Annotated in this window: 23 protein-coding genes and 1 tRNA gene; 21 read left to right on the top strand and 3 right to left on the bottom strand. The window is 66.8% G+C overall.

Annotated elements, in window-relative coordinates; genetic code table 11:
• Positions 1-24: 24 nt before the first annotated feature.
• On the bottom strand, positions 25-1,266 hold the full coding sequence (locus ACLQ7E_RS17850) for a glycosyltransferase (RefSeq protein WP_411733909.1): 1,242 nt from the start codon (positions 1,264-1,266) through the stop codon (positions 25-27).
• A 356-nt stretch (positions 1,267-1,622) separates the two neighbouring features.
• Here ACLQ7E_RS17850 and ACLQ7E_RS17845 point away from each other — a divergent pair.
• From ACLQ7E_RS17845 to ACLQ7E_RS17835, 3 genes are all read left to right on the top strand, one after another.
• Positions 1,623-1,705, top strand: a tRNA-Leu gene (locus tag ACLQ7E_RS17845).
• Between the two features lie 164 nt (positions 1,706-1,869).
• Positions 1,870-3,195 (top strand): M20/M25/M40 family metallo-hydrolase, encoded by a 1,326-nt coding sequence (locus ACLQ7E_RS17840; protein WP_411733908.1) that lies wholly within the window; start codon positions 1,870-1,872, stop codon positions 3,193-3,195.
• 100 nt (positions 3,196-3,295) lie between these two features.
• On the top strand, positions 3,296-4,420 hold the full coding sequence (locus tag ACLQ7E_RS17835) for an acyl-CoA dehydrogenase family protein (RefSeq protein ID WP_411733945.1): 1,125 nt from the start codon (positions 3,296-3,298) through the stop codon (positions 4,418-4,420).
• Positions 4,421-4,450: 30 nt separating this feature from the next.
• Here the strand turns inward: ACLQ7E_RS17835 and ACLQ7E_RS17830 are convergent, their stop codons facing one another.
• Positions 4,451-4,663, bottom strand: a complete 213-nt coding sequence (locus tag ACLQ7E_RS17830) for a DUF5703 family protein (RefSeq protein ID WP_411733944.1) — start codon at positions 4,661-4,663, stop codon at positions 4,451-4,453.
• Between the two features lie 84 nt (positions 4,664-4,747).
• On the opposite strand from ACLQ7E_RS17830, the gene ACLQ7E_RS17825 reads away from it, so the two are divergent.
• The 3 genes from ACLQ7E_RS17825 to mshC all read left to right on the top strand — a co-directional run bounded on the left by ACLQ7E_RS17825 (position 4,748) and on the right by mshC (position 7,359).
• On the top strand, positions 4,748-5,005 hold the full coding sequence (locus ACLQ7E_RS17825; protein ID WP_411733907.1) for a hypothetical protein: 258 nt from the start codon (positions 4,748-4,750) through the stop codon (positions 5,003-5,005).
• Positions 5,006-5,145: 140 nt separating this feature from the next.
• The gene (locus tag ACLQ7E_RS17820; protein WP_411733906.1) at positions 5,146-5,970 is read left to right on the top strand and encodes an undecaprenyl-diphosphate phosphatase; all 825 of its coding nucleotides are present in this window, start codon (positions 5,146-5,148) and stop codon (positions 5,968-5,970) included.
• 111 nt (positions 5,971-6,081) lie between these two features.
• The gene (gene mshC, locus ACLQ7E_RS17815; protein WP_411733905.1) at positions 6,082-7,359 is read left to right on the top strand and encodes a cysteine--1-D-myo-inosityl 2-amino-2-deoxy-alpha-D-glucopyranoside ligase; all 1,278 of its coding nucleotides are present in this window, start codon (positions 6,082-6,084) and stop codon (positions 7,357-7,359) included.
• A gap of 120 nt (positions 7,360-7,479) precedes the next feature.
• Here mshC and ACLQ7E_RS17810 read toward each other — a convergent pair whose 3' ends face one another.
• On the bottom strand, positions 7,480-8,454 hold the full coding sequence (locus tag ACLQ7E_RS17810; RefSeq protein ID WP_411733943.1) for a PAC2 family protein: 975 nt from the start codon (positions 8,452-8,454) through the stop codon (positions 7,480-7,482).
• A 73-nt stretch (positions 8,455-8,527) separates the two neighbouring features.
• Here ACLQ7E_RS17810 and ACLQ7E_RS17805 point away from each other — a divergent pair, with 73 nt between their 5' ends.
• The 15 genes from ACLQ7E_RS17805 (at position 8,528) to tatC (ending at position 23,236) form a co-directional block, all read left to right on the top strand.
• On the top strand, positions 8,528-9,247 hold the full coding sequence (locus ACLQ7E_RS17805; RefSeq protein WP_411733904.1) for an HAD family hydrolase: 720 nt from the start codon (positions 8,528-8,530) through the stop codon (positions 9,245-9,247).
• Entirely contained in the window at positions 9,244-10,371 is a 1,128-nt protein-coding gene (locus ACLQ7E_RS17800; protein WP_411733903.1) for a site-2 protease family protein, read from the top strand. The genes ACLQ7E_RS17805 and ACLQ7E_RS17800 overlap by 4 nt, the downstream gene beginning before the upstream one ends.
• A gap of 89 nt (positions 10,372-10,460) precedes the next feature.
• Positions 10,461-11,543, top strand: coding sequence for a tRNA (adenine-N1)-methyltransferase (locus ACLQ7E_RS17795; RefSeq protein WP_411733902.1), 1,083 nt, complete (start codon positions 10,461-10,463; stop codon positions 11,541-11,543).
• A 138-nt stretch (positions 11,544-11,681) separates the two neighbouring features.
• The gene (arc, locus tag ACLQ7E_RS17790) at positions 11,682-13,415 is read left to right on the top strand and encodes a proteasome ATPase (protein ID WP_411733901.1); all 1,734 of its coding nucleotides are present in this window, start codon (positions 11,682-11,684) and stop codon (positions 13,413-13,415) included.
• Between the two features lie 14 nt (positions 13,416-13,429).
• Positions 13,430-15,010 (top strand): depupylase/deamidase Dop, encoded by a 1,581-nt coding sequence (dop, locus tag ACLQ7E_RS17785; protein ID WP_411733942.1) that lies wholly within the window; start codon positions 13,430-13,432, stop codon positions 15,008-15,010.
• Between the two features lie 101 nt (positions 15,011-15,111).
• A complete protein-coding gene (locus ACLQ7E_RS17780) occupies positions 15,112-15,297 on the top strand; it encodes a ubiquitin-like protein Pup (RefSeq protein WP_411733900.1) in 186 nt (61 codons plus the stop codon).
• A gap of 26 nt (positions 15,298-15,323) precedes the next feature.
• Positions 15,324-16,091 (top strand): proteasome subunit beta, encoded by a 768-nt coding sequence (gene prcB / locus ACLQ7E_RS17775; RefSeq protein WP_411733941.1) that lies wholly within the window; start codon positions 15,324-15,326, stop codon positions 16,089-16,091.
• The gene (prcA, locus tag ACLQ7E_RS17770; RefSeq protein ID WP_411733899.1) at positions 16,092-16,802 is read left to right on the top strand and encodes a proteasome subunit alpha; all 711 of its coding nucleotides are present in this window, start codon (positions 16,092-16,094) and stop codon (positions 16,800-16,802) included.
• A gap of 6 nt (positions 16,803-16,808) precedes the next feature.
• Positions 16,809-18,182 carry a Pup--protein ligase gene (pafA, locus tag ACLQ7E_RS17765; protein ID WP_411733898.1) on the top strand — a complete coding sequence of 458 codons (1,374 nt, stop codon included), beginning with the start codon at positions 16,809-16,811 and terminating at the stop codon, positions 18,180-18,182.
• Positions 18,183-18,313: 131 nt separating this feature from the next.
• Positions 18,314-19,264 carry an FKBP-type peptidyl-prolyl cis-trans isomerase gene (locus ACLQ7E_RS17760; protein ID WP_411733897.1) on the top strand — a complete coding sequence of 317 codons (951 nt, stop codon included), beginning with the start codon at positions 18,314-18,316 and terminating at the stop codon, positions 19,262-19,264.
• Between the two features lie 37 nt (positions 19,265-19,301).
• Positions 19,302-19,697, top strand: coding sequence for an FKBP-type peptidyl-prolyl cis-trans isomerase (locus ACLQ7E_RS17755; protein ID WP_411733896.1), 396 nt, complete (start codon positions 19,302-19,304; stop codon positions 19,695-19,697).
• 118 nt (positions 19,698-19,815) lie between these two features.
• Positions 19,816-21,771 carry a helix-turn-helix transcriptional regulator gene (locus ACLQ7E_RS17750; RefSeq protein ID WP_411733895.1) on the top strand — a complete coding sequence of 652 codons (1,956 nt, stop codon included), beginning with the start codon at positions 19,816-19,818 and terminating at the stop codon, positions 21,769-21,771.
• Between the two features lie 2 nt (positions 21,772-21,773).
• The gene (locus ACLQ7E_RS17745) at positions 21,774-22,133 is read left to right on the top strand and encodes a hypothetical protein (RefSeq protein ID WP_411733894.1); all 360 of its coding nucleotides are present in this window, start codon (positions 21,774-21,776) and stop codon (positions 22,131-22,133) included.
• Positions 22,134-22,168: 35 nt separating this feature from the next.
• Entirely contained in the window at positions 22,169-22,393 is a 225-nt protein-coding gene (gene tatA / locus ACLQ7E_RS17740; RefSeq protein ID WP_411733893.1) for a Sec-independent protein translocase subunit TatA, read from the top strand.
• Positions 22,394-22,399: 6 nt separating this feature from the next.
• Complete coding sequence (tatC, locus tag ACLQ7E_RS17735; protein ID WP_411733892.1) at positions 22,400-23,236, top strand: twin-arginine translocase subunit TatC; 837 nt, start codon at positions 22,400-22,402, stop codon at positions 23,234-23,236.
• Positions 23,237-23,301: the final 65 nt, after the last annotated feature.

The raw sequence follows: 23,301 nt of genomic DNA, 5'->3' as shown, positions 1-23,301 counted from the left end.
TTGCGGGCAGCGGCACCTGCTCCGTTATGCGGAGGGGGAGGTGTTTGCCCCGCCCGAGGGCCGGCGGAGGATCGCGCCGGAATACGAGGAAAGGGCGGCGGCGGCGGTTTGTTCCCAGCCGTGCTCCGCGGCGAATTCGGCCGCCTGCCGCCCGAGGATGCGGCGCAGTGGCTCGTCGGACGCAAGTTTCGCCAGTGCCACCGCCCACGCCGCGGGCTCGGAACCGTCGACCAGGATGCCGGTGTGCCCGTCCCGCACCGCATAGGGCAGCCCGCCGACGCGGCTGGCCAACACCGGGGTGCCGCAGGCCTGCGCCTCCAGGGCAACAAGCCCGAAGGACTCACTGTAGGAGGGAACCGCCACCACGTCGGCGCAGCGGAAGGCCTCCGCCAGGTGCGCGGCGGGCATCGGCAGGGAGAAACTCACCAGGTGCTCCACCGACTCCGCCTCGACGATTTTTTGCAGGTTCAGTTCCTTGGCCCCCGAGCGTGCCCCGATGACCGAGAGCTTCACGTCGAGGTCGGGCCGCTCGAGCGAGAGGATCGCCAGCGCCCGCACCAGGATCTGCGGTCCCTTGAGCCTCTGGATGCGTCCGGCGAAGACCACGCGCAGCGAATTCGGCGCGCTTTCGTGCTGCTCGCACACCCCGGGGTTGAAGACACCGAGGTCTACCCCCGGCTCCACGACGTCCAGTGCGGCCGCGTCGGCACCGTAGAGGTGGATCAGTTCCTCGACCTCGGCCGGGGTGTTGGCCGTGAGCCGGTCGGCCTGGGCGCACAGGAGCATTTCGCTGCGGATGCGGGCACCGGATTCCTCGGTGTGCGCCGAGAGCTTCTTGACCTTGCCCATGGTGTGCATGGTGTGCACCAACGGGACCTGCCACGCCGCGCGCAGGTGCAGCCCGACGATCCCGGAGAGCCAGTAGTGCGAGTGGATCGCGTCGTAGGGGGCAAGCGTTGCCGCATACCGCTGGATCGCCACGGCCGCGTCATCCAGGTGCTCGGCCAGCTCCTCCTTGCTCAGCTTGCCGGCGGGGCCCGCCTTCACCTCGTGGCAGGTGACCCCTGGCGCCATTTCCACTGCCCTGGTTTCGGTGGCGCCGCGGACGAAGACATCGACCGACACGCCGAGCTGGGCCAGCGCGAGCGCCAGGTGGCGGATGTAGACGTTCATTCCGCCCGCGTCCCCTGATCCCGGCTGTTCCAGCGGGGAAGTGTGCAGCGAAATCATTGCGATGCGCGTGGGAAGGGTAGTGGTAACTGACATCGGTGCTCGGCCGCCTACAAACGAGAATGTGGAATCAAGGTGCTGGTGTGCCGCCCGATGGGGTCTGTGGGCGGGCAAACACCTTCATCCTACGCAACACCTTCGGCTTGCCATCATGTTCCCCGGAGGGTGGGAAAACCCGAATTTGCCCCTCCCGAATATGACGCTGCTCACAAATTGACGGGTGAGGCGCCGCTTTTCGCCCAAAGGAGCGCAAATAGCCTTGTAAACCCGGGGTTCTTGGGGCCCGGGGGCCCCGAATTGAAGTGTGCGCCAAACCCGTGCTAGAGTCTTATCTCGCCGCGGACAACGGAAACAAAGTTCTTCACGAACTTCGACCGGTGTAGCGGCCACCAGCGAGGGTGGCGGAATGGTAGACGCGCTAGCTTGAGGTGCTAGTCCACGTAAGTGGGTGGGGGTTCAAGTCCCCTCCTTCGCACGGATCAACCCCCGACCAGACGAAAGTCAGGTCGGGGGTTTTCTCGTACCCGCAGGGACCTTGCTCCACGACCGGCGGCCGGCACCCCCTCGCGCGGTGAACGCATACCTCGATAGGGTGGAGGCAGTTCGACCCCCCACCACGAGAGGCAGAAGGATTCCCCCATGTCAGCTGCGCAGAACACCCCGGCCACCGTCGTTGCCGAGGATGAGGTCGCCGGCATCTGCCAGGCGCTGATCCGGATCGACACCACCAACTACGGCAACAACGAAGGCGCGGGGGAGCGCAAGGCCGCCGAATACGTGGCCGAACTGATCTCCGAGGTCGGGCTCGAGGCGACCTTGCTGGAATCCGCCCAGGGCCGCGCCAATGTTGTGACCCGCGTCGAGGGGACCGACAAGTCGTTGCCGGCCCTGATCGTCCACGGGCACCTCGACGTGGTGCCCGCCTTCAAGGACGAATGGTCGGTCGACCCGTTCGGCGCCGAGATCAAGGACGGGATGATTTGGGGCCGCGGCGCGGTGGACATGAAGGACATGGATGCGATGATCCTCGCGGTCATGCGCGAGATGCAGCGCACCGGCACCCGCCCGCGCCGCGATCTCATCTTCGCGTTCTTTGCCGACGAGGAGGCAGGCGGCGACTACGGCGCGCGCTGGATGGTCGAAAACCACCCCGAACTCTTCGAGGGCGCCACCGAGGCCATCAGCGAGGTCGGCGGGTTCTCCGCCACCATCGACGGCAGGCGGGCCTACCTGCTGCAGACCGCGGAAAAGGGCATCGCCTGGCTCAAGCTCACTGCAGCGGGGCGCGCCGGGCACGGGTCGCAGATCAACGAGGAGAACGCGGTGACCCGGCTGGCGGCCGCCATCACCCGCATCGGCGAACACGACTGGCCGATTTCCTACACCGACACCACGCGCGCGTTCCTTCAGGGCGTCTCGGAGATGACGGGGATCGAGTTCACGGAGGACAATCCGCAGGTGCTGCTGGCGGAGCTGGGCAACGTGGCACGCTTCGTCGGCGCCACCTTGCAAAACACCGCCAACCCCACGGTGCTCTCGGCCGGCTACAAGCACAACGTGATCCCGGGGGCCGCCGAGGCGCTCCTCGATGTCCGCACGCTGCCCGGCCAGCACGAGGCCGTCATGGAGACGCTGCGCACCCTGGCCGGGCCCGATGTCGAGCTCAGCGCGCTGCACCTGGACCGCGCGCTGGAGGTGCCCTTCGCCGGGAACCTGGTCGATCACATGGTGGCCTCGCTGGGCCGCGAGGACCCGGAGGCCGTGGTCCTGCCCTACATGCTCTCCGGCGGCACCGACAACAAGTCGCTGTCCCGGCTGGGCATCACCGGCTACGGGTTCGCCCCGCTGCGCCTGCCGGCCGAGCTCGACTTCACCGGCATGTTCCACGGCGTCGACGAGCGGGTCCCGGTCGATTCGCTGAAGTTCGGCACCCGGGTCCTGCGCGACCTGCTGACCAACTACTGACGTCCCTCCGGGCCCCCCTTGCCCGGCGCACCGACCATTACCCAAGGCGAAAGTGAAGTGCACGCGAGTGACAACCATCAACGAGGTGCTTGGCACCGAAATGCTCGAACGATTCCGGGGCCGGGCGGCCGGCTACGACGCCGAAAACACCTTCTGCACCGAGGACTTCGCCGAGCTGACGGACGCCGGCTACCTGCGGGCGATGCTTCCGGAAGCCCGCGGCGGCCTTGGCTGGGGCATGGAGACAATGACGGCGGCGCAGCGCCTGCTCGGTGCCCACGCACCTGCAACGGCCTTGGCGGTGAACATGCACCTGGTCTGGACCGGCGTGGCAACGCTGCTGGCCGCCCGCGGGGATGACCGGCTGGAGATGGTGCTGGACTGGGTGCAGGCAGGGGAGGTCATGGCCTTCGGGGTGTCGGAGGCCGGCAACGACGAGGTTCTCTTTGACTCGGTGACCCGTGCGGTGCCTGCCGCCGACGGGTCCTACGCCTTCACCGGAACCAAGGTCTTCACCTCGCTGGCCCCGGTGTGGACCCGGCTCGGGGTCTTCGGCAAGGACGTGAGCACAGCGGAAGGTGCGCTGGTCCACGGTTTCCTGCACCGGGAGGCCCCCGGCATCGAGATCCCGCAGAACTGGAACACCTTGGGGATGCGAGCCACCCAGTCCAACTCCACCATCCTCACCGATGCGCGCGTGGCGGCGGAGCACATCCACACCAAGCTGCCCGTGGGGCCGGTGCCCGATGTGCTCGTCTTCGGCATCTTCGCCTCGTTCCTTTCGCTGACGGCCTCGGTCTACGTCGGGCTGGCCGAACGCGGCATGGAACTGGCCGCGGCCAACCCGGCAAGGCGGAGCTCGCTGAAATTCGGGGGACGGACCTATGACCAGGACCCGGACATCAGGTGGCAGGTCGCCGATGCCGGCATGCAGATCCTGAAGCTCGATGCGATGCTGCGGATGACCACGCGCGACCTCGACGACCTGGTGGACCACGGGGGATCCTGGTTCCCGCGGCTGGTCACGTTGCGCACCCAGGCCGGGGACGCCGCCCGTTCCTGCATCGACATTGCCGCCAAGGTCTCCGGCGGCGGGCAGTACTTCCGCGGCTCGGAGCTCGAACGGCTCTACCGCGACGCCCTGGCCAGCCTGTACCACCCCTCGGACGCCGAATCGGCGCACTCCACGGTGGCGTCCTGGCTGCTGGGCCCTCTCAAGGAGTAGGCACCTCGTACGGGTCGGGTGCCGCTGACCTCAGGCGCGGATGTTCAGCGTCGGCTTGACCCGCATGACCCGTCGTCGCATCCAGTGCCTTTGGCCGCCGCCCTCGTAGAGGCACGTGCGCACCAATTCCCATTTGCCGTACTCCGAATGCTCACGCAGCGCAGCGCGTGCCACCGAGCGATGCTCGCCCGGGCCGGCGGTAATGACCAGGTATTCGAAGAGGTGCTCGGGGTCTCCGGGCATCTGGTCAATGGGGCGTGCTACGGGGATCCTCTTTTCGATCATGACCCTGTCCATAGTGTGGCTTGTGCCTGTAACGTCGAACACATGAGTACAGACCCGCGTGTTGCCCTCAGTGTATTGACCGGTTGCCTCGAAGAACACCTTTCGGCGGTCGCCGCAAAACGTGGCGCCCAGGACGCCTCGATCAGCGCGGCGTTCCTGGCCGTTGCCGATGCCTTTGAGGAATACGAGGACGCACTCTACGAGGCCTACGAGGAGTTCCTTCCACTGAGCGTGGTGGAGGAAAACGACGACGACGATCCGTACGACGAGGACGGCCAGGGGGAAGAAAACACCGACTAGCCCGGGAAACCGGCGCCGCGTCGACTGCCTTCACCGCGACCCGCGTGGCCGGGCGCCGCGGCTGCGACCACGGTATTAAGTTCGCCTCATCGTGGAGCGCCAATGGGCGTTCGCGTGCCTTGGTGAAGTAGTGTCGGTACGTGAATTGGTTTGAAGCGGCCTTCCTAGGGCTGATCCAGGGTTTGACAGAATTTCTCCCCATCTCCTCCAGCGCCCACCTGCGCATCGTCGGGGAGCTGCTGCCCAACGCGGCCGACCCCGGCGCCGCGTTCACGGCGATCACGCAGCTGGGCACCGAAACCGCCGTGCTGGTGTTCTTCTGGAAAGACATCGTGCGGATCATCGGCGCCTGGTTCAACGCGCTGCGCGGCCGGGTGCCGCACAGCGACCCGGATGCAAAAATGGGCTGGCTGATCATCATCGGTTCCATCCCCATCGCGGTGCTGGGCCTGCTCTTCGAAACCCAGATCGACACCTCATTCCGCTCCTTGTGGATCGTGGCGACCACGCTGGTGGTCTTCGGCCTGATCCTGGCTGTCGCCGACTACTACGGCAAGCAGGACCGCGAGCTGACCGCACTGACCCCCAAGCACGGCATCCTCTTCGGCTTCGCCCAGGCCCTGGCGCTGATCCCCGGCGTCTCGCGCTCCGGCGGCACCATCACCGCGGGGCTGTTCATGGGCTACACCCGCGGCGCCGCGGCCCGCTACTCGTTCCTGCTGGCCATCCCCGCGGTCTTCGCCTCCGGGCTGTACAAGCTGGCCAAGTCCTTCGACGAGCCGGGCATGTATTCGCTGCCGCAGACCGGCCTGGCCACGCTCATCGCCTTCATCGTCGGTTTTGTCATCGTCGGCTGGTTCCTCAAATACGTCTCGTCCCACAGCTACCGCATCTTTGTCTGGTATCGCGTGGGCCTGGGCCTGGCCCTGTACCTGCTGCTGGGCTTCGGTGTGATCAACGCCTAGCAAGACCGGATCCCCAAACGCGGAATAACCGCGGGGTCCTTTGGACTTGTTCCAAGTAAATGCATTGCGCCCGGCCACGTTCGGGCAATCACCTAAGAGAAAGGACGCTCCGTGCTTGCATGGTCCGCGCCCACCATCCCGCATGTTCCGGGAAACGCACCGATCCTTGAGGTGCACGACACCGCCACGCAACGGCTGAGGGACACCGCCCCGGCCGAGAGGTCCAACGCGCCGGCGAGCATGTACGTCTGCGGCATCACCCCCTACGACGCCACCCACATGGGCCACGCCGCCACCTACGTCGCCTTCGACCTGCTCCAGCGCACCTGGCGCGACGCCGGGCGCCCGGTCACCTACGTGCAGAACGTCACCGACATCGACGACCCGCTGCTGGAGCGCGCCGCCGCCACCGGCATGGATTGGCAGGTGCTGGCCAAGGAGCAGACCGACCTGTTCCGTGCCGACATGGAGGCGCTGAACGTCATCCCGCCCGAGCACTACATCGGTGCCGTGGAATCCATCACCTGGCTGGTCCCGCTCGTCGAGGAACTCGTCGCCAAGGACCTGGCCTATGCGGTGCCTGGCGAAAACGGCGAACCCGACGGGGACATCTACTTCGACGCCGTCGGGGCCGCCGGCGATGCCTGGGAACTTGGCACCGTGAGCGGTTATGACCGCGATACCATGCTCGGTTTCTTCTCCGAGCGCGGGGGAGACCCGGCACGCCCGGGCAAGCGCGATGCCCTTGATCCGCTGCTGTGGCGCGTGGCCCGCGCCGGGGAACCGGAGTGGGACGGTGCCTCGCTGGGCTCCGGGCGCCCGGGCTGGCACATCGAGTGTTCGGTCATTGCCCGCCGATTCCTGCCCGCCCCCTTCACCGTGCAGGGCGGGGGATCGGACCTGATTTTCCCGCACCACGAGTTCTCCGCCGGGCACGCAGCCGCCCTGGACGGCAAGGCGCTGGCGCAGTCCTACGTGCACACCGGAATGGTGGGCCTGCACGGCGAGAAGATGAGCAAGTCGCTGGGCAACCTGGTGTTGGTTTCGCGTTTGCGCGCCGCCGGCGTCGACCCGGTGGCGATCCGCACGGTGCTGCTGGGCCAGCACTACCGCAGCGACTGGTTCTGGACCGATGAGCTGCTCGCCCAGGCCCAGGACCGCGTGGCCCTCTGGCGCAAGCGCATCGGCTCCACCACCCTGGCCGAGGCCACCGCGGTCGTCACCCGCATCCGCTCCAGGTTGGCCAACGACCTGAACGCGCCTGCAGCCCTTGCGGTGCTGGATGCCTTCGGCGCCCAGGAACCTGCAGAGGACGACGGCTCGCGGGAGGCCGGCGGGCAGCTGCTCGCCGACGCGCTGGACGCGCTGCTGGGACTCAAGCTCTCCTAGCCACCGCGCCACGCCAAAACGCGTCCCCCGCCTTGTTCCCCCTCTCCGGGGGCTGGCGGGGGACGCATTTGCGTTGGAGGAGTTTGTGCACCAGGCACCGGGGGCGGGTGCTGCCGGATGCTAGGCGTTCGGCCCGGGCGTGTCCGGAACGTCGGGGGAATCAGGGGTTTCGCTTGGACCGCTGGCCCCCGGGGTGCCGGGGCCCTGTTCCCCTGCCGCGCCCGGGAGGTGCCGGCGCTTGAGGTAGCGCTCGAACTCGCGGGCAATCGCCTCGCCGGTGGCCTCCGGCAGCTCGGTCTCATCCTGCGCCTGCTCCAGCTGCTGGACGTAGGCGGCAATGTCCGCATCCCCGGTGGCCAGCGCGTCGACCCCGCGCTCCCACGCCAGGGCGTCCTCGCCGAGCTCATGCAGGTCCAGGACCAGCGGCAGCAGCTCCTCCACCCGGTGCAGCAGGGCCAATTGCGCCTTGGGGGAGGGTGGCTGGGCCACATAGTGCGGCACCGCCGCCCAGATCGAGAGCGTTGGCAGGCCGGCGGCCTCGGCGAACTGGGCCAGCACCCCCAGGATCCCGGTGGGCCCCTCGTAGGCGGCAGGCTGCGCACCGAGGGCCTCGCGCACCGCCGGGTCGTCGGAAGAGACCGCGGCCTGGATCGGCCGGCTGTGCGGCACATCTGCCAGCAGCGAACCCAGCGCCATCACGCCCTGCACGTTTTCCTCCTCGGCGCGGGTGAGGATCTCGGTGATGAAGGCCTTCCACCGGTAGGTGGGCTCCACGCCGCGCACCAGCAACAAATCCACCGGGGCATCGGGCAGCGACGCGCGGTAGATGCGCGTCGTCGGCCACTTGATGACCCGCTTGCCGGCGGCATTGCGGCGCACCTGCGGGCGGGAGAACTGGTAGTCGTAGTAGTCGTCGTCGCCGATGCCCGCGACCTTCACGGCGCCGGTGGCTGCCTTGATGTCCTTGAGGGCCGAGCTGGCGGCGTCCCCGGCGTCGTTCCAACCCTCGAAGGCCACCACCATGATCGCCGGGCGCACGGGCCCGGGAGTCGTGGATGCTGCCACCAGGGAGGAAAGTGTCACTGGGTCATTCATATCTTCGCTCACATCCTCACCCTAGCGCGCGCACCGGTCGCCGGTGCAAGTGCGCACCCACTAGAATTGGGACATGCCAACCCAGAACTGCGACCCCATGCCTGCGCGCCCCCTGAACACCGAGATCCAGGGCGTGTTGTGGGACATGGACGGAACCCTGCTTGACACCGAGCCCCACTGGATGGCCGCCGAAGCGCGGCTCGTGGCCGAATTCGGCGGGCGGTGGAGCCACGAGCAGGCCCTGGAACTGGTCGGCAACGCACTTCCCGACGCCGCCGCCGCCCTGCAGCGCGCGGGGGTTGCCCTCACCGAGCGCGAGATCATCGACCGGCTCACCGCCGAGGTGGAGGCGGGGGTGGGCCGCCACGTCGACTGGCGCCCGGGCGCCCTGGAGCTGCTCGAGGCGCTGCACGCGGCGTCCATCCCCTGCGGACTGGTCACCATGTCCGAGGAACCGCTGGCGGCGCTCGTGCTCGAGCAGCTGCCCAAGAAATATTTCGCCTTCCGCGTCACCGGGGACATGGTCTCCCGCGGCAAGCCGCACCCCGAACCGTACCTGCTGGGCCTTCGCCTGTTGGGGGAGCACGTGGCGGAGCTGGAGCCCGCCCGGGTGATCGGGATCGAGGATTCGGCCCCCGGCATCGCCTCGGCCGCCGCCAGCGGCATCACCGCGGTGCTCGTGGAACACATCGCCCCGGTGCCCGACTCCGCCTCTTGGCAGCGCGTCGGCTCGCTTCTCGGGCTCGACGTCGATTCCCTGGGCGCGCTGGTGTCCACCGGGGTGCGCGCATGAGCGAACCTGCCACCAAGCGCGACGGGATCCCGCTGGGATCGTTCTTCGGGGTTCCCGTGTCCCTGGCCTGGTCCTGGTTCATCATCACCGGGCTCATCGTGATGGTCTTCGGGCCCACGGTGGCCCGATCCATGCCGGGACTGGGGGCCGGCGCCTACCTGGTGGCCTTCACCTATGCGGTGTTGCTGGCCTTCTCGGTGCTCATCCACGAACTCGCACACGCCCTGACGGCCAAGTCCTTCGGCTGGCCCGGGGCGCGGATCACCCTGAACCTGTGGGGCGGACACACCCAGTTCTCCTCCTTCAACGCCACCCCCGGCCGCTCGCTTGCCGTGGCCATGGCCGGCCCGGCCGCCAACTTCGTGATCGCCGGTGCCGGATACCTGCTGCTGCAACTCGTGGAGCCCACCGGGGTGGTCTTTCTCCTCTGGGACATCCTCATCTGGGCGAACCTGCTGGTCGCGATCTTCAACGTGCTTCCCGGCCTGCCGCTGGACGGCGGGCGCCTGGTCGAATCGGCGGTCTGGCGCTACACCGGCTCCCAGGACCGCGGCACCATTGCCGCCGGCTGGGCCGGACGGGTGCTGGTGGTGCTGGTCGTGGGCTGGTTCGTCATCGTCCCGCTGACCCGCAACGAGCCCCTGGACTTCCAGGTCCTCGTCGTCGCGATCCTGGTCGGCGGATTCATGTGGGTCGGGGCCTCGCAGGGCATCACGCACGCCAAGCTTCGCCTGCGCCTGCCGCTGGTCTCCGTGCGCGCTCTCATGGAACCCGCCACCGCGATCCGCCAGGACTCCACCCTGAAGGACGTCACCGCGCGCCTGGCCAGCCGCGGCGGACGGGTCATCCTCATCGACGGCGACGGCAACCCTGTCGCGGTGATCGACGAGGCGACGCTGCACGGCATCAATCCCACGCTGCTGGCCGAAACCCCTGCGCTTTCCGCGGCCCGGGCCCTGGACCCCGGGGCGGTGGTCAGCGCCAACGCCGACGGCAGGGCCCTGATCGGGTACCTGGCCACGCTGCAGGGCAGCGAATACGCGGTCATCGACGAATCCCATCGCCTGGTCGGGCTGCTATCCCAGGCCCGCATCGTCGCCGCCATCACCGGCAAGCCGCACTAACGCCGGCACCCCCGGAAGGCCGCGGCCCGCGCGGGGCACCACCACCGAACTTCACCATCAGCACAGGACCTAAGGACACAGAACCGAGTATGAGCGACATGCCAGCCACCCCCCACGGGGCCCAGAGCCGCCGCGGCCCCTTCCGCCCCGGAGACCGGGTCCAGCTCACCGACCAGAAGCGCCGGATCAGCACCATCACGCTGACCGAGGGCGGGGAGTTCCACACGCACAAGGGCGTGCTCTTCCACGATGCGCTGATCGGCGCCCCCGAGGGCTCCATCGTGGAGAACACCAACGAGGTCCGCTACCAGGCGCTGCGCCCGCTGTTGAAGGACTTTGTGCTCTCGATGCCGCGCGGCGCCACCGTGGTCTACCCCAAGGACGCGGCCCAGATCATCCAGATGGGCGACATCTACCCCGGCGCGCGCGTCGTGGAGGCAGGCGTCGGCTCCGGCGCCCTGTCGATGTCGCTGCTGCGCGCCGTGGGAGACCACGGCTACCTGCACTCCTTCGAGCGGCGCGAGGAATTCGCGGAGATCGCCCGCGGCAACGTGGACACCGTCTTCGGCGGCCCGCACCCGGCCTGGAACATCTCCATCGGCGACTTCCAGGAAAAGGTCCTCGAGACCGAGGAACCCGGCTCCGTGGACCGCGTGGTCCTGGACATGCTCTCGCCCTGGGAATGCGTCGACGCCGTCTCCACCGTGTTGGCCCCCGGCGGGGTCTGGGTCAACTACGTGGCCACCGTGACCCAGATGTCGCGCACCGTCGAGGCCATCCGCGCCACCGGCCTGTACACCGAGCCCGAGTCCTTCGAGACCATGGTCCGCGGCTGGCACGTCGAGGGCCTGGCAGTGCGCCCTGACCACCGCATGGTGGCGCACACCGCCTTCCTGATCACCTGCCGCCGGCTGGCCGACGGTGCCGTGGGCATCCCGGGCGCCAAGCGCGTGAAGGAGCACAGCTACTCCGCCGACGACCTGGCGACCTGGACCCGCTCGGAGACGCCGGAGGACTGGAACCACGAGGCCCTGGGGGAACGCGGGGTTTCCGCCCGCAAGCTGCGCCGCGCGGCCAAGGACGCCAAGTCGATGATCCAGCGCGGTTCCCTGCCCGGGGGCCAGGAATCGGACACCGAGACGGAAACCGACGGGGAAACCACCGCCCGGTAGCACACCGGCCCCGCCCGGGGAGGCGGCGGTCACATTTCCGCCATTGGGCGGCACCCGTGCATAGGATGGGAACAGCAGTGGCGTGTGCCGGTTCACCCCGGCACACGCGTTCCTCGAATTATGCGAAACGGGTGGAAAATGGGCGACGACACAGATCGCACACGGCTGGAGGGCCAGGTCACGGCCGCCGAGCGGCAGCTGAACGTGGTGCGGGACAAGAACCGCCTGCTCGACCGGCAGCTCGCCTCCGCGGGGGCCAACAACTCCCGCCTCGTCGCCATGCTCGAGCGCACCCGCGAGGAGATCCTGGCCCTGAAGTCGGGGCTCGAGAAGGACGGGGACACCCCCTTCAGCCACGGCACCATCGTGGAGCTCCACCCCCGCTCCCACCCCGTTCAGGGCGTGGCGATCTCCTCGACCGGCGTCCAGTCAGCCGACATCGTCCAGGGCGGACGCAAGCTGCGCGTGGGCATCTCCCCGCTGCTGGACTTCGCCAAGCTGGCCATCGGCCAGGACGTGCTGCTCAACGAATCCCTGGTCATCGTCGCCGGGCTCGGCTACGAGAAATCCGGCGAACTGGTCACCGTCAAGGAGGTCCTTGCAGACCACCGGGTGGTGGCCATGGGCAGGGCGGACGACCAGCGCGTCATCCGCCTGGCCGACCCGCTCACCAAGGACACCGTGCGCGTCGGGGACGTGCTGACCCTGGATTCGCGCACCGGACTGGGCCTGGAAAAGGTGCACCTGAGCGACATGCAGTCGCTGGTGCTCGAGGAGGTCCCGAACATCTCCTACGCCGACATCGGCGGGCTCAGCGACCAGATCGAGGCCATCCGCGACGCCGTCGAGTTGCCCTTCCTGCACCCGGACCTCTACCGCGAGCATGGGCTCACCGCGCCCAAGGGCATCCTGCTGTACGGCCCCCCGGGCTGCGGCAAGACGCTGATCGCCAAGGCGGTCGCGCACTCGCTGGCCGAACGCACCAACGAGCGCAACGGCGACACCGGCACCGCCAAGAGCTACTTCCTGAACATCAAGGGCCCCGAGCTTTTGGACAAGTACGTCGGGGAAACCGAACGCCACATCCGGTTGATCTTCTCCCGGGCCCGCGAAAAGGCCGCCGGCGGCAACCCCGTGGTGGTGTTCTTCGACGAGATGGACTCGCTCTTCCGCACCCGCGGCACCGGCATTTCCTCCGACGTGGAAACCACCATCGTCCCGCAGCTGCTGGCAGAGATCGACGGGGTCGAGCGGCTGGACAACGTCATCGTCATCGGCGCCTCAAACCGCGAGGACATGATCGACCCGGCCATCCTGCGCCCCGGGCGGCTGGACGTGAAGATCAAGATCCGCCGCCCCGATGCCCAGGGCGCCGCGGAGATCTTCGCCAAGTACCTCACCAGTGACCTGCCGCTGCACCCGGGGGACCTGGCCGAGCACGGCAACGACGCCGAGGCCTGCGTGCGCGCCATGATCCAGGCGACTGTCGATGCCATGTACTCCACCGGGGAACAGAACCAGTTCCTCGAGGTCACCTACGCCAACACCGAGACCGAGATCCTCTACTTCAAGGACTTCTCCTCCGGGGCGGTGATCCGCAACGTGGTGGACCGGGCCAAGAAGTCGGCCATCAAGGCGCTGCTCACCGGCCAGGAGCGCGGGCTGCGCATGGAGTACCTGCTCGAGGCGGTCGTGGAGGAATTCCACGAGCACGAGGACATGCCCAACACCACCAACCCCGACGACTGGGCGCGGATCTCCGGGCGCAAGGGCGAACGCATCACCTTCATCCGCACCATCGTGGCGGACAAGAACGGACGCGGCAAGACCCTGCAAGCACCCGGGGCCGACGAGACGGGGCAGTACCTGTGAGCGTGCACCGGGTCATGGGGCTGGAGACCGAGTACGGCGTGCTCGCCCCCTCCATGCCCGGGGCGAACGCGACCATGCTCTCGGCCCAGGTCATCAACTCCTACGCCGCCACCATCCGCGAGGCGCGCGGAAGGATCGCCGGGACCCACTGGGACTACACCGACGAGACCCCGCTGAACGACGCCCGCGGCTTCACCCAGCCGCGCGCCACCGCCGATCCCTCCCAGCTCACCGACGTGGAACCGGAGCTCGACGCCGAGCAGGTCGCGCTGGCCGGCGGCGACGTCACCATCGGCTCCACCCTCTACGAGAGCGGGGAGAACGACCACGAGGTGCTGATGAACATGGTGCTGGGCAACGGCGCCCGGCTCTACGTCGACCACGCGCACCCGGAGTATTCCTCCCCGGAGACCACCAACCCCTTCGACGCGGTGCTCTACGACCAGGCAGGGGACCACGTGGCCCTGGCCGCGGTGCGCCGCATCGAGTCGCTTGCAGGGGTGCCGGACGTGCACCTGTACAAGAACAACACCGACAACAAGTCGGTTTCCTACGGGGCGCACGAGAACTACCTGATGCCCCGGTCCGTGCCCTTCGACTCGATCGCCGCCGGGCTCATCCCGTTCTTCGTCACGCGCCAGGTCATCTGCGCCTCCGGGCGGGTGGGCCGCGGCATGCTGGGTTCGCACCCCGGGTTCCAGGTCTCCCAGCGCGCCGACTTCTTCGAGGCACAGATCGGGCTGGAAACCACCATCCGCCGCCCCATCATCAACACCCGCGACGAACCGCACGCGCACTGGGAGAAGTACCGCCGGCTGCACGTGATCATCGGGGATGCGAACCTCGGGCAGGTCTCCACGCTGCTGCGCACCGGCACCACCGCCCTGGTGCTCTCGATGATCGAGGCCGGCACCGCCCCGGCGATCGAGCTGCGCGACCCTGTCGCTGCCCTGCAGGCCATCAGCCACGACCCCACGCTGAAGACGACGGTCGAGCTGATGGACGGACGGCGGCTCACCGCCCTGGAAATCCAGTGGATCTATGCGGAGGCCGCCGCCGAGCACAGCGGGGCCACCGACGCCGCCGACGAGGCCACGGTGGAGATCCAACGGCGCTGGGAGGAAACCCTCCAGCTGCTTGAAACCGACATCCTGGCCGCCGCCTCCACGGTTGACTGGGTGGCCAAGTACAAGCTCATGACCGCCTACGCCCAGCGCCATTCCGTGGACTTCACCGACCCGCGGATCGCGCTGATGGACCTGCAATGGGCTGACATCCGCCCGGAAAAGGGGCTCTACCACCGGCTGGCCGCGCGCGGGCTGATGGAAACGCTCTACTCCCCGGAGCAGATCGCCCGGGCCGCGACGAACCCGCCGACCGACACCCGCGCCTATTTCCGCGGACGGGTGCTCAGCCAGTACCCCGAGCACGTGGTCGCCGCCAGCTGGGACTCGGTGTCCTTCACCGTGCCCGGGGCGCGCAAGCTCGAACGCATCGCCACCCTGGAGCCCCTGCGCGGCACCAAGGCCCTGGTCGGGGACCTGCTGGATGCGCAATTGTCGATTCACGAGTTCATCGCCACGCTGCGGAGCTAAAACCCCTACCCAGTGGCAAGATGGAAGTACCAGCGAAAACAGGGCCGGGCACCGCAGCGAATGCGTCCGGCGCGCGAGACACGGAAAAGAGCGGGACGGCAATGACACAGGAACAGCACTCGGGACAACGCCGCGAGGACACCGGGGCCCAGGAGACCGAGCAGGAAGTTGCCGCCGCGGCCGGCCAGGATGCAGGGGTCGATGACCTGCTCGACGAGATCGACGGGGTGCTGGAGCGCAACGCCGAGGAATTCGTGCGCGGCTTCGTGCAAAAGGGCGGCCAGTGATCGAGCTCGGTCCCGGTCCCTCCTTCATGGAGTACCTGAACCGGGACCGGCCAGACCTCCTGCCCGGGGCCCAGGTGACGGCCCCCGCACCTGCGGGAGCCGCGGGTCAGGTGCCGCACGGCACCACCATCGTCTCCCTGTCCTACACCGATGGCATCGTCATGGCGGGGGACCGGCGCGCGACCATGGGCAACGTCATTGCCAGCCGCCGCATCGAGAAGGTCTTCGAGACCGACAGGTTCTCGGTGGTCGGCATCGCCGGCGCCGCCGGGGTCGCGATCGACATCGCCAAGCTCTTCCGCGTCGAGCTGGAGCACTACGAGAAGATCGAGGGCACCCGGCTCTCGCTGGACGGCAAGGCCAACCGCCTGGCCTCGATGATCCGCGCCAACCTGGCCCTCGCCATGCAGGGCATGAGCGTCATCCCCCTCTTTGCCGGCTACGACACGCTCGCGCAGACCGGGCGGATCTTCTCCTTCGACATCACCGGCGGGCTCTACGAGGAGGTGGAGCACCATTCGATCGGTTCCGGCTCCCCGTACGCCAGGGGCGCATTGAAGAAACTCTGGCAGCCCGGGATGGATGCCACGGCCGCCGTGCGGGTCGCCGTGGAGGCGCTCTACGACGCCGCCGACGACGACTCGGCCACCGGGGGACCGGATGCCGTGCGCAAGCTGTGGCCCGTCGTCTACACCGTGGACTCCACCGGGGCCCACCGCGTCGAGGAGGCGATCCTCGCCGAGATGGCGACCGAGATCATTGCTGCACGGACCGCCAGCGGGAAGGAAGCCTAGATGAGCGCGCAATACTACGTTTCACCCGAGCAACTCATGAAGGACCGGGCGGATTTCGCCCGGAAGGGGATCGCCCGGGGACGTGCGGTCATCGTGGCATCGTGCGCCGACGGGATCGCGCTGATCGCGGAGAACCCCTCGGGCTCGCTGCACAAGATCGGGGAGATCTACGATCGCATCGCCTTCGCCGCGGTGGGCAAGTACAACGAGTTCGAGTCCCTGCGGCAGGCCGGGGTGCGCTATGCCGACACCCGCGGCTATTCCTACTCCCGGCACGACGTGACGGGCCGCGGCCTGGCCAGCGTCTACGCCCAGTCCCTGGGCGCCGTGTTCACCGCCGAGGCCAAGCCCTTCGAGGTGGAACTCGCCGTGCTGGAACTGGGTGCAACCCCCGGGCAGGACACCTTGTTCTCGCTGAACTTCGACGGGTCGATCGCCGAGCAGCCCGGGCACATCATCATGGGCGGTGACACCCCGGCGCTGCGCGCGGCCTGGAACGGGTACTGGGCGAACAAGGACCTGGCCGCCGCCGGGACCGACGAGGTCATCCGCGCCGCTGCCCTGGTGCTGCCCGGGGTCGGGGACAGCCCCGACGACGCCCGGCTGCTGGAGGTCGCGGTGCTCGAACGCGTCATTTCCTCCGGCTCGCACCGCCATTTCCGCCGTCTCGACACCCCCACCATTGCCCGGTTCCTGGGCGCAGGGAAGTAGGCCCGCATGGACCGCAGAATCTATGGCATCGAGACCGAATACGGGATCAACTACTCGGACCCCGATGGCCGCCCGCTCACGCCGGAGGAATCCGCCCGCTACCTCTTCCGCCGGGTGGTGGCGTGGGGGCGCAGCTCCAATGTCTTCCTCACCAACGGCTCCAGGCTGTACCTCGACGTCGGCTCGCACCCCGAATACGCCACGGCCGAGTGCGACGAGCTCACCCAACTGATCGCCCACGACCGGGCAGGGGAGTCGATCCTCAACGACCTGGTGGCCAGCGCCGAGGAGCGGATGGCCGCCGACGGCTTCAACGGCCGTCTCTACCTGTTCAAGAACAACACCGACACCGCCGGGAACTCCTACGGCTGCCACGAGAACTTCCTGATCCCGCGCAAGCTCGAGTTCGCCAGGCTCGCAGAGATCTTGATCCCGTTCCTTGTCACCCGTCAGCTGATCGCCGGGGCCGGCAAGATCGTGAACATCGACGGCGAACCCCTGTACGCCTTCTCCCAGCGCGCCGACCATGTGTGGGAGGGCGTCTCCTCGGCCACCACCCGCTCGCGGCCCATCATCAACACCCGAGACGAGCCGCATGCCGACGCCGAGTACTTCCGCCGCCTGCACGTGATCGTGGGGGACTCGAACATGTCCGAGACCACCCAGCTGGTGAAGCTCGGCGCGACGGACTTGATGCTGCGGATCATCGAGTCGGGAAAGATCATGGAGGACCTGCGTCTGGAGAACCCGATCCGGTCCATCCGCGAGATCTCCCACGACTTCAACGGCAGCACCGTGGTCAAGCTCGCCAACGGCAAACAGCTCACCGCGCTGGCGCTCCAGCGCCGCTTCCTGGCGCTGGCCACAGACTTCGTTGCCCGCGAGGGGGCGCACCACGAGCAGGTGCCGGCGGTGCTGGATCTGTGGACCCGCACCCTGGACGCGGTCGAGTCGGGGAACTTCTCGGGGATCGACACGGAAATCGACTGGGCCATCAAGCACAAGCTGATCAATTCCTACGCCAATCGTCACCAACTGGACCTGGGAGCACAGCGCCTGGCACAACTGGATCTGACCTATCACGACATCGACACCAAGCGCGGGATCTTCCATCTGCTGGCAGCCCGGGGCAGGGTGGCTTCGGTGGTGGATCCGGCGGAAATCGCCTTCGCCGTGGACAACCCGCCGCAAAGCACGCGGGCCAAATTGCGCGGCGACTTTGTCCGGGCCGCCAAGAATGCCGAGCGGGACTTCACGGTGGACTGGGTGCACTTGAAACTCAACGACCACCCGGGGCAAACGGTGCTGTGCAAGGACCCCTTCGCCAACGAGGACCCGCGGGTTGATGCGCTCATTTCCGCCATGGGCGGGCAACCCTAAAGGGGCCCGTTTCAGCGTGCAATAAGGAGATTCACAGTTTCGGCCTTTAAGCTTGCTGTAGACAGTCTCGAAGGCTCACCAATCGCTGTGGGTGTTTCCAGTCCCAAAATCCCCAACTGAAAGTTGATTTCGTGCGCAAAGTAATGGCACTTGTTGCAACGGCCTCGTTGCTGCTGGTGACGGCCTGTGGTTCGACCACCGCGGCGTCCAGCGGTGAGATTGCCCCCCTGGAATCGATCAAGGTCACCCCGGGCGCGGATGACTCCTCGGATCCGACCGTCACCTTCGACACCCCGCTGGTTGCCACCGCGACCGGAGCCAAGGTCATCGTTGATGGCAAGGGCGAGGCGATCAAGGAAAACCAGAACATCAAGTTCAAGTCCATTGCCTACAAGGCAGCGGATGCGAGCCTGCTCGGATCGGGCTTTGCCGGGGAACCGGTCACCTTGCCGACCAATGAGGAATTCAAGGCCCAGCTTCCGGCGCTTTATGAAACCCTCATGCAGGCCAAGGTCGGCTCATGGGTAGCCATGGTCGAGCCCGCAGCCGAGGCAGCACCGGCCGAAGGCGCATCGCCCTCGGCAAGCCCCAACGAGGCAAAGGCCGAAACCGTGGTTGTGATCAAGGTCGTGGCCACCGAGCCGATCCCCGAGGCATCCAAGAAGCTCGGTGCCGATGAGGTCAAGAAGCTCAAGGACGAAGCTTCGCTGCCCACCTTCGAGATGAAGGATTCCAAGCCGGCCATCACCATCCCCAAGGACAAGGATGTTCCGGCCGGCTTGGTCGTTGACATCGTCAAGGAAGGAACCGGCAAGGTCGCCACCGCCACCTCGGACGTCTCGGCCAACTACACCGGCGTCCGCTGGGAAGACGGTAAGCAGTTCGATTCAAGCTACGACCGTGGCGAGGCCTCCGACTTCAACCTGTCCGGCGTCATTCCCGGCTGGACGCAGGGCCTGGAAGGCTTGAAGGCAGGCACCCAGGTCATGTTGACGATTCCGACCGACCTGGCCTACGCCGGGAGCGCCGGAGCCCCGGAAGGCCCGTTGGTCTTCTTTGTTGAACTCAAGGAAGTAAAGTAGCTAGAAGCTTTTAGCAAACAACCGAAGGGATTCCACCATGTCTTTTGGACAGCGTGAATACGACCGCACCAAGCCGGAGATCGAATTTCCGGGCACCGACGCTCCGACCGCGCTGAAGATCGAGGACATCGCCGTTGGCGATGGCGCCGAGGTCGTTCCGGGCTCGAACATCTCGGCCCACTACGTCGGTGTGGCCTGGTCCACCGGCGAGGAGTTCGACTCCTCCTGGGGCCGCGGCACCCCGCTGGACTTCCGCGCCGGTGTCGGCCAGGTAATCCAGGGCTGGGACCAGGGCCTGATCGGGATGAAGGTCGGCGGCCGCCGCCGCCTGGACATCCCCTCGGAGATGGCCTACGGTTCCCGCGGTGCCGGTGGAGCCATCGGCCCGAACGAAGCGCTGATCTTCGTTGTGGACCTGGTGGCCGTGCGCTAAGCACCGCAATACGCATTTGGCCGTGTTTTCCCAAGTTAAACCGGGAGAACGCGGCCAAAGGTCGTTAATGCGGCGTTGCATTGGTCCGGGTTCGATGCCACGGGGTAATCTTGCGAACGTGGCTCAAAATAATTCCGGCGGTCCTTCCCGTGCCGAGAAACTCGTCAGTCTCACCTATGCGTTGATCAACACCCCGCATGGATTTTCCAAGCGCGAACTCCGCAAGATCGTCGATGACTACCAGTCGCTGAGCGACGCCGCCTTCGACCGGAAGTTCGACAGGGACAAGAAGGACCTGCGTGAGATGGGCGTGCCGGTGAAGACCCTGGGCACGGGCTCCGAGGAACGCTACCTGATTACCCCGGCGAGCTACAGGTTGCCCGAGGTGAGTTTCAGTACCGAGGAGGCCGCCGTGCTGGGCCTTGCGGCGCAGCTGTGGAAGGACACCGATCTGGAATCCTCTGCCGCCCGGGCCACCGGCCGGCTGTCGGCCGGGCTGGAGGACACCGGCAGCGGGGTACGGTTCACCGAGTACGTCCCGCGCCTGCATGCCGCCGGCCCGGCATTTGCCGCCTGCCTTGAAGCGGTCTGGGCACACCAGGTGCTCTCCTTCGACTACTTGGATGCCCAGGGACGTGCCAGCGGGCGCACCGTCGATGCCTGGGGGATCGGTTCGCGCTTCGGCTACTGGTACCTGGTCGGTCTCGACCAGGACCGCCAGGACGTGCGGATGTTCCGCCTGACCCGGATCCTCAGTGACATCCGCACCGGCCAGCCGCACTCCTCGCGTCCCGCCGGATTCTCCATGGCGGAGACCCTGGGCCGGCTGGATCCCGACATTGCCGGCGAAACGGCCCGGATTTCGGTGGCCAAGGATTCCGGCTGGGCACTGCGCTCCCGGGCGCAATCCATTACACCGGGCGATGGCCACGATGTAGTCATGCTGCAATTCCACGACCTCATGGGGCTGGCGGCCGATGTGGCGAAGCTGGGGGCTGAGGCCCACGTGCTGGAACCTGCGCCCCTGGCAACGGCGGTGCGCCGCAGGCTGGAGGGGGCACTGGCAGCGCAACAGGCCACGGTTCCCGACTACAAACTCAGCAAGCGCCGCAATGCAGGGCGCCCGCCGTCCACCGAGGCCGTGGCCCGAAACCTCGACATCATTTCCTATGTGGCCAAGTTCGGTTCACCCACCGTTGAGCAAACGGCCACCCACTTCGGGTTGACTGAAAAGCAGCTGTTGGCCCACCTGCAAACGATCATGATGTGCGGGGTGCCAAACGGGCTGCCGGATGAACTGATCGACGTGGAATGGGAGGCGGGAACCATCAGCATCAACAATGCCGAGGCCCTGAATTCCCCCATCCGGCTCAGCCTGACGGAGGCCGCCACGATGCTGGCTGGCCTGGCATCCCTGCGCGGGCTTCCGGACTTTGAACATGCGGGGGCGGTCGACGCGGCCTATGGCAAGCTGCAGGCCGCCGCGGTGGGGTTCGAGGGCCTCGAATCGGTGTTGTCCATCGCGCTGCGCTCAACCGAGGAGAACGAGATCTATGCAACCCTGGTGCGGGCGATCCGCGAGCACCAGGTGGTCGAGCTGAACTACTACAGCGCCTCCAGCGACGCGTTGGGCCTCAGGCAGGTTGAGCCCATCCGGCTCGTCGAGAATGCCGGCCGGCAGTATTTGCGTGCGTTCTCGGTGCCCAACAACGAAATCCGGAGTTTCCGCATCGATCGGATCCAGTCGGCGGCCTTCAGCGGACAGGGCTTCACCCTCGATCCGCGCCGGCACGATGACCAGGACGATATCTTCTTCACCCCCAGCCCCACCGACGAGCTCGTTGTCCTGGGATTCGGGCCGCGCCTGGCTTCGCTGGTGGATGAATATTCCCCGGAGCAGTGGGCCAAGGGTGCGGACGAGAACATCGCAGAGATCCGGATGACCTCCACATCCGCCATCCCGGGGATGGTCGCCTACCACGGCGGGGATCTGCGGGTCATCGAACCGACCTCGTTGCGCACCGAGGTCGAGGCTTGGCTCCGTGCGGCAGTGCCCGGCCTGGAGGTGAAGTAGCGATGTTGCCTTGGTGGTTTTGGCTGTTGCTGTGGATCGTGCTCGCGCTGGGCACGCTGTTGTTCCTTGTCCTGGCAGGAATCCGGCTCTTTCGCGGTTCCATAGCCCTGGTCCGTGAGGCCGGAGATGCCATGGATCGGGTGGGGTCTTCGATGGATGCGGATCCCGAACCGCGCGAGTACCCCGAGGTGACGGAGCGTACTCCGGCGGGCATTGCTGCCCTTTTCCAGGATCCTGACGAAGCCCGCGAGGCGCACGAAGCCGGAAAATTGCGCCGTTCCATCGCCCGGCGCAATGCGCGCATTGAGCGCAAGACCCTGCGAGGACAACCCCAGCGCGTGGGCGACCTCGAACTGTTCTGACTGTAGACTTAACACGATTGAAAGGTAGGTTCCCCATGGGTGGAATCCAAGGATGGCATCTGGTCATCATCGTAATTTTGGCACTCCTGTTGTTCGGTGCCCCGAAGCTTCCAGGTCTGGCGCGCTCCGTTGGCCAGTCCCTGCGTATCTTCAAGTCAGAGGTCCGTCAGATGAAGGACGATGAGAAGGCTCCTGCGGCCGGCGAAGAAACCGTCGAGGGCAAGATCGTTGATCCCGACCGTCGTGAGAACAACGCCTAATCTTTCGTGAGCGAACAAGAAGTGAACTCCAAAAAGGGGCGGAAGACCAATCCCGAGGGCCGCATGGCCCTGAAGGCCCACCTGGTTGAGGCCAGGAACCGTCTCTTCATTTCGCTGATAGCCCTTGTCCTGGGAACGGTCGGCGGATTCTTTCTCTATGACGAGGTTCTTGGGCTGATCATCGCCCCGGTGCGCGCATACGGTGGGGAAGTCAACTTCACCTCGGTCATGGCGCCCTTCGACATCATGCTCAAGACCTCGTTGCTCTTGGGGCTGGTGTTCTCGGCACCGATCTGGATCTATCAGCTCTGGGCCTTCATCGTTCCGGGGCTGAAGAAGAAGGAACGCAACACGGCAATCGCGTTCGCCGCGGCGGCGGCTCCGCTCTTTGTCTTGGGCGTCGGGATGGCCTACTGGGTCCTGCCCCATGCGTTGAAGTTCTTTATCTCGTTGACCCCGGAAAACGCCCAGTCCTGGCTGACGACCGACACCTACCTGCCGTTCGTGTTCCGGCTCCTGATCGCCTTCGGGCTGGCCATGCTGGCACCGGTGCTGATGGTCGGGTTGAACTTGGTCGGTGTGCTGAAGGCCAAGTTGATCCTGCGGCACTGGCGCATCTCCGTCTTCCTCATCGCGCTTGTGGCCGCCATGGCGGCGCCGGGCGGCGACGCGATCACCATGTTTGCATTGGCCGGACCGTTGTTCGTGACCTTTGCCGGGGCAACACTGATTTGCCACTTGAATGACCGCAAGCGCGACAAAAAGCGGGCCCAGCTTGAGGCCGAGAACGCCGCCAGTGCCGGCGAGGGATCCATCATTCCCGATTCGCCGGATCTTCCCTAGGAACCCCGTGTCCTCAAGTACGGACACGGGCGCACCTACTACCCTCCTGAAAGGGGTCGCAGCGT

This window comes from Paeniglutamicibacter sp. (assembly GCF_046714615.1).
In the GTDB taxonomy this organism is placed as follows: domain Bacteria; phylum Actinomycetota; class Actinomycetes; order Actinomycetales; family Micrococcaceae; genus Paeniglutamicibacter.
Note: the sequence above shows the minus strand (reverse complement) of the source record. Positions and strands in the feature narration are given on the sequence as shown.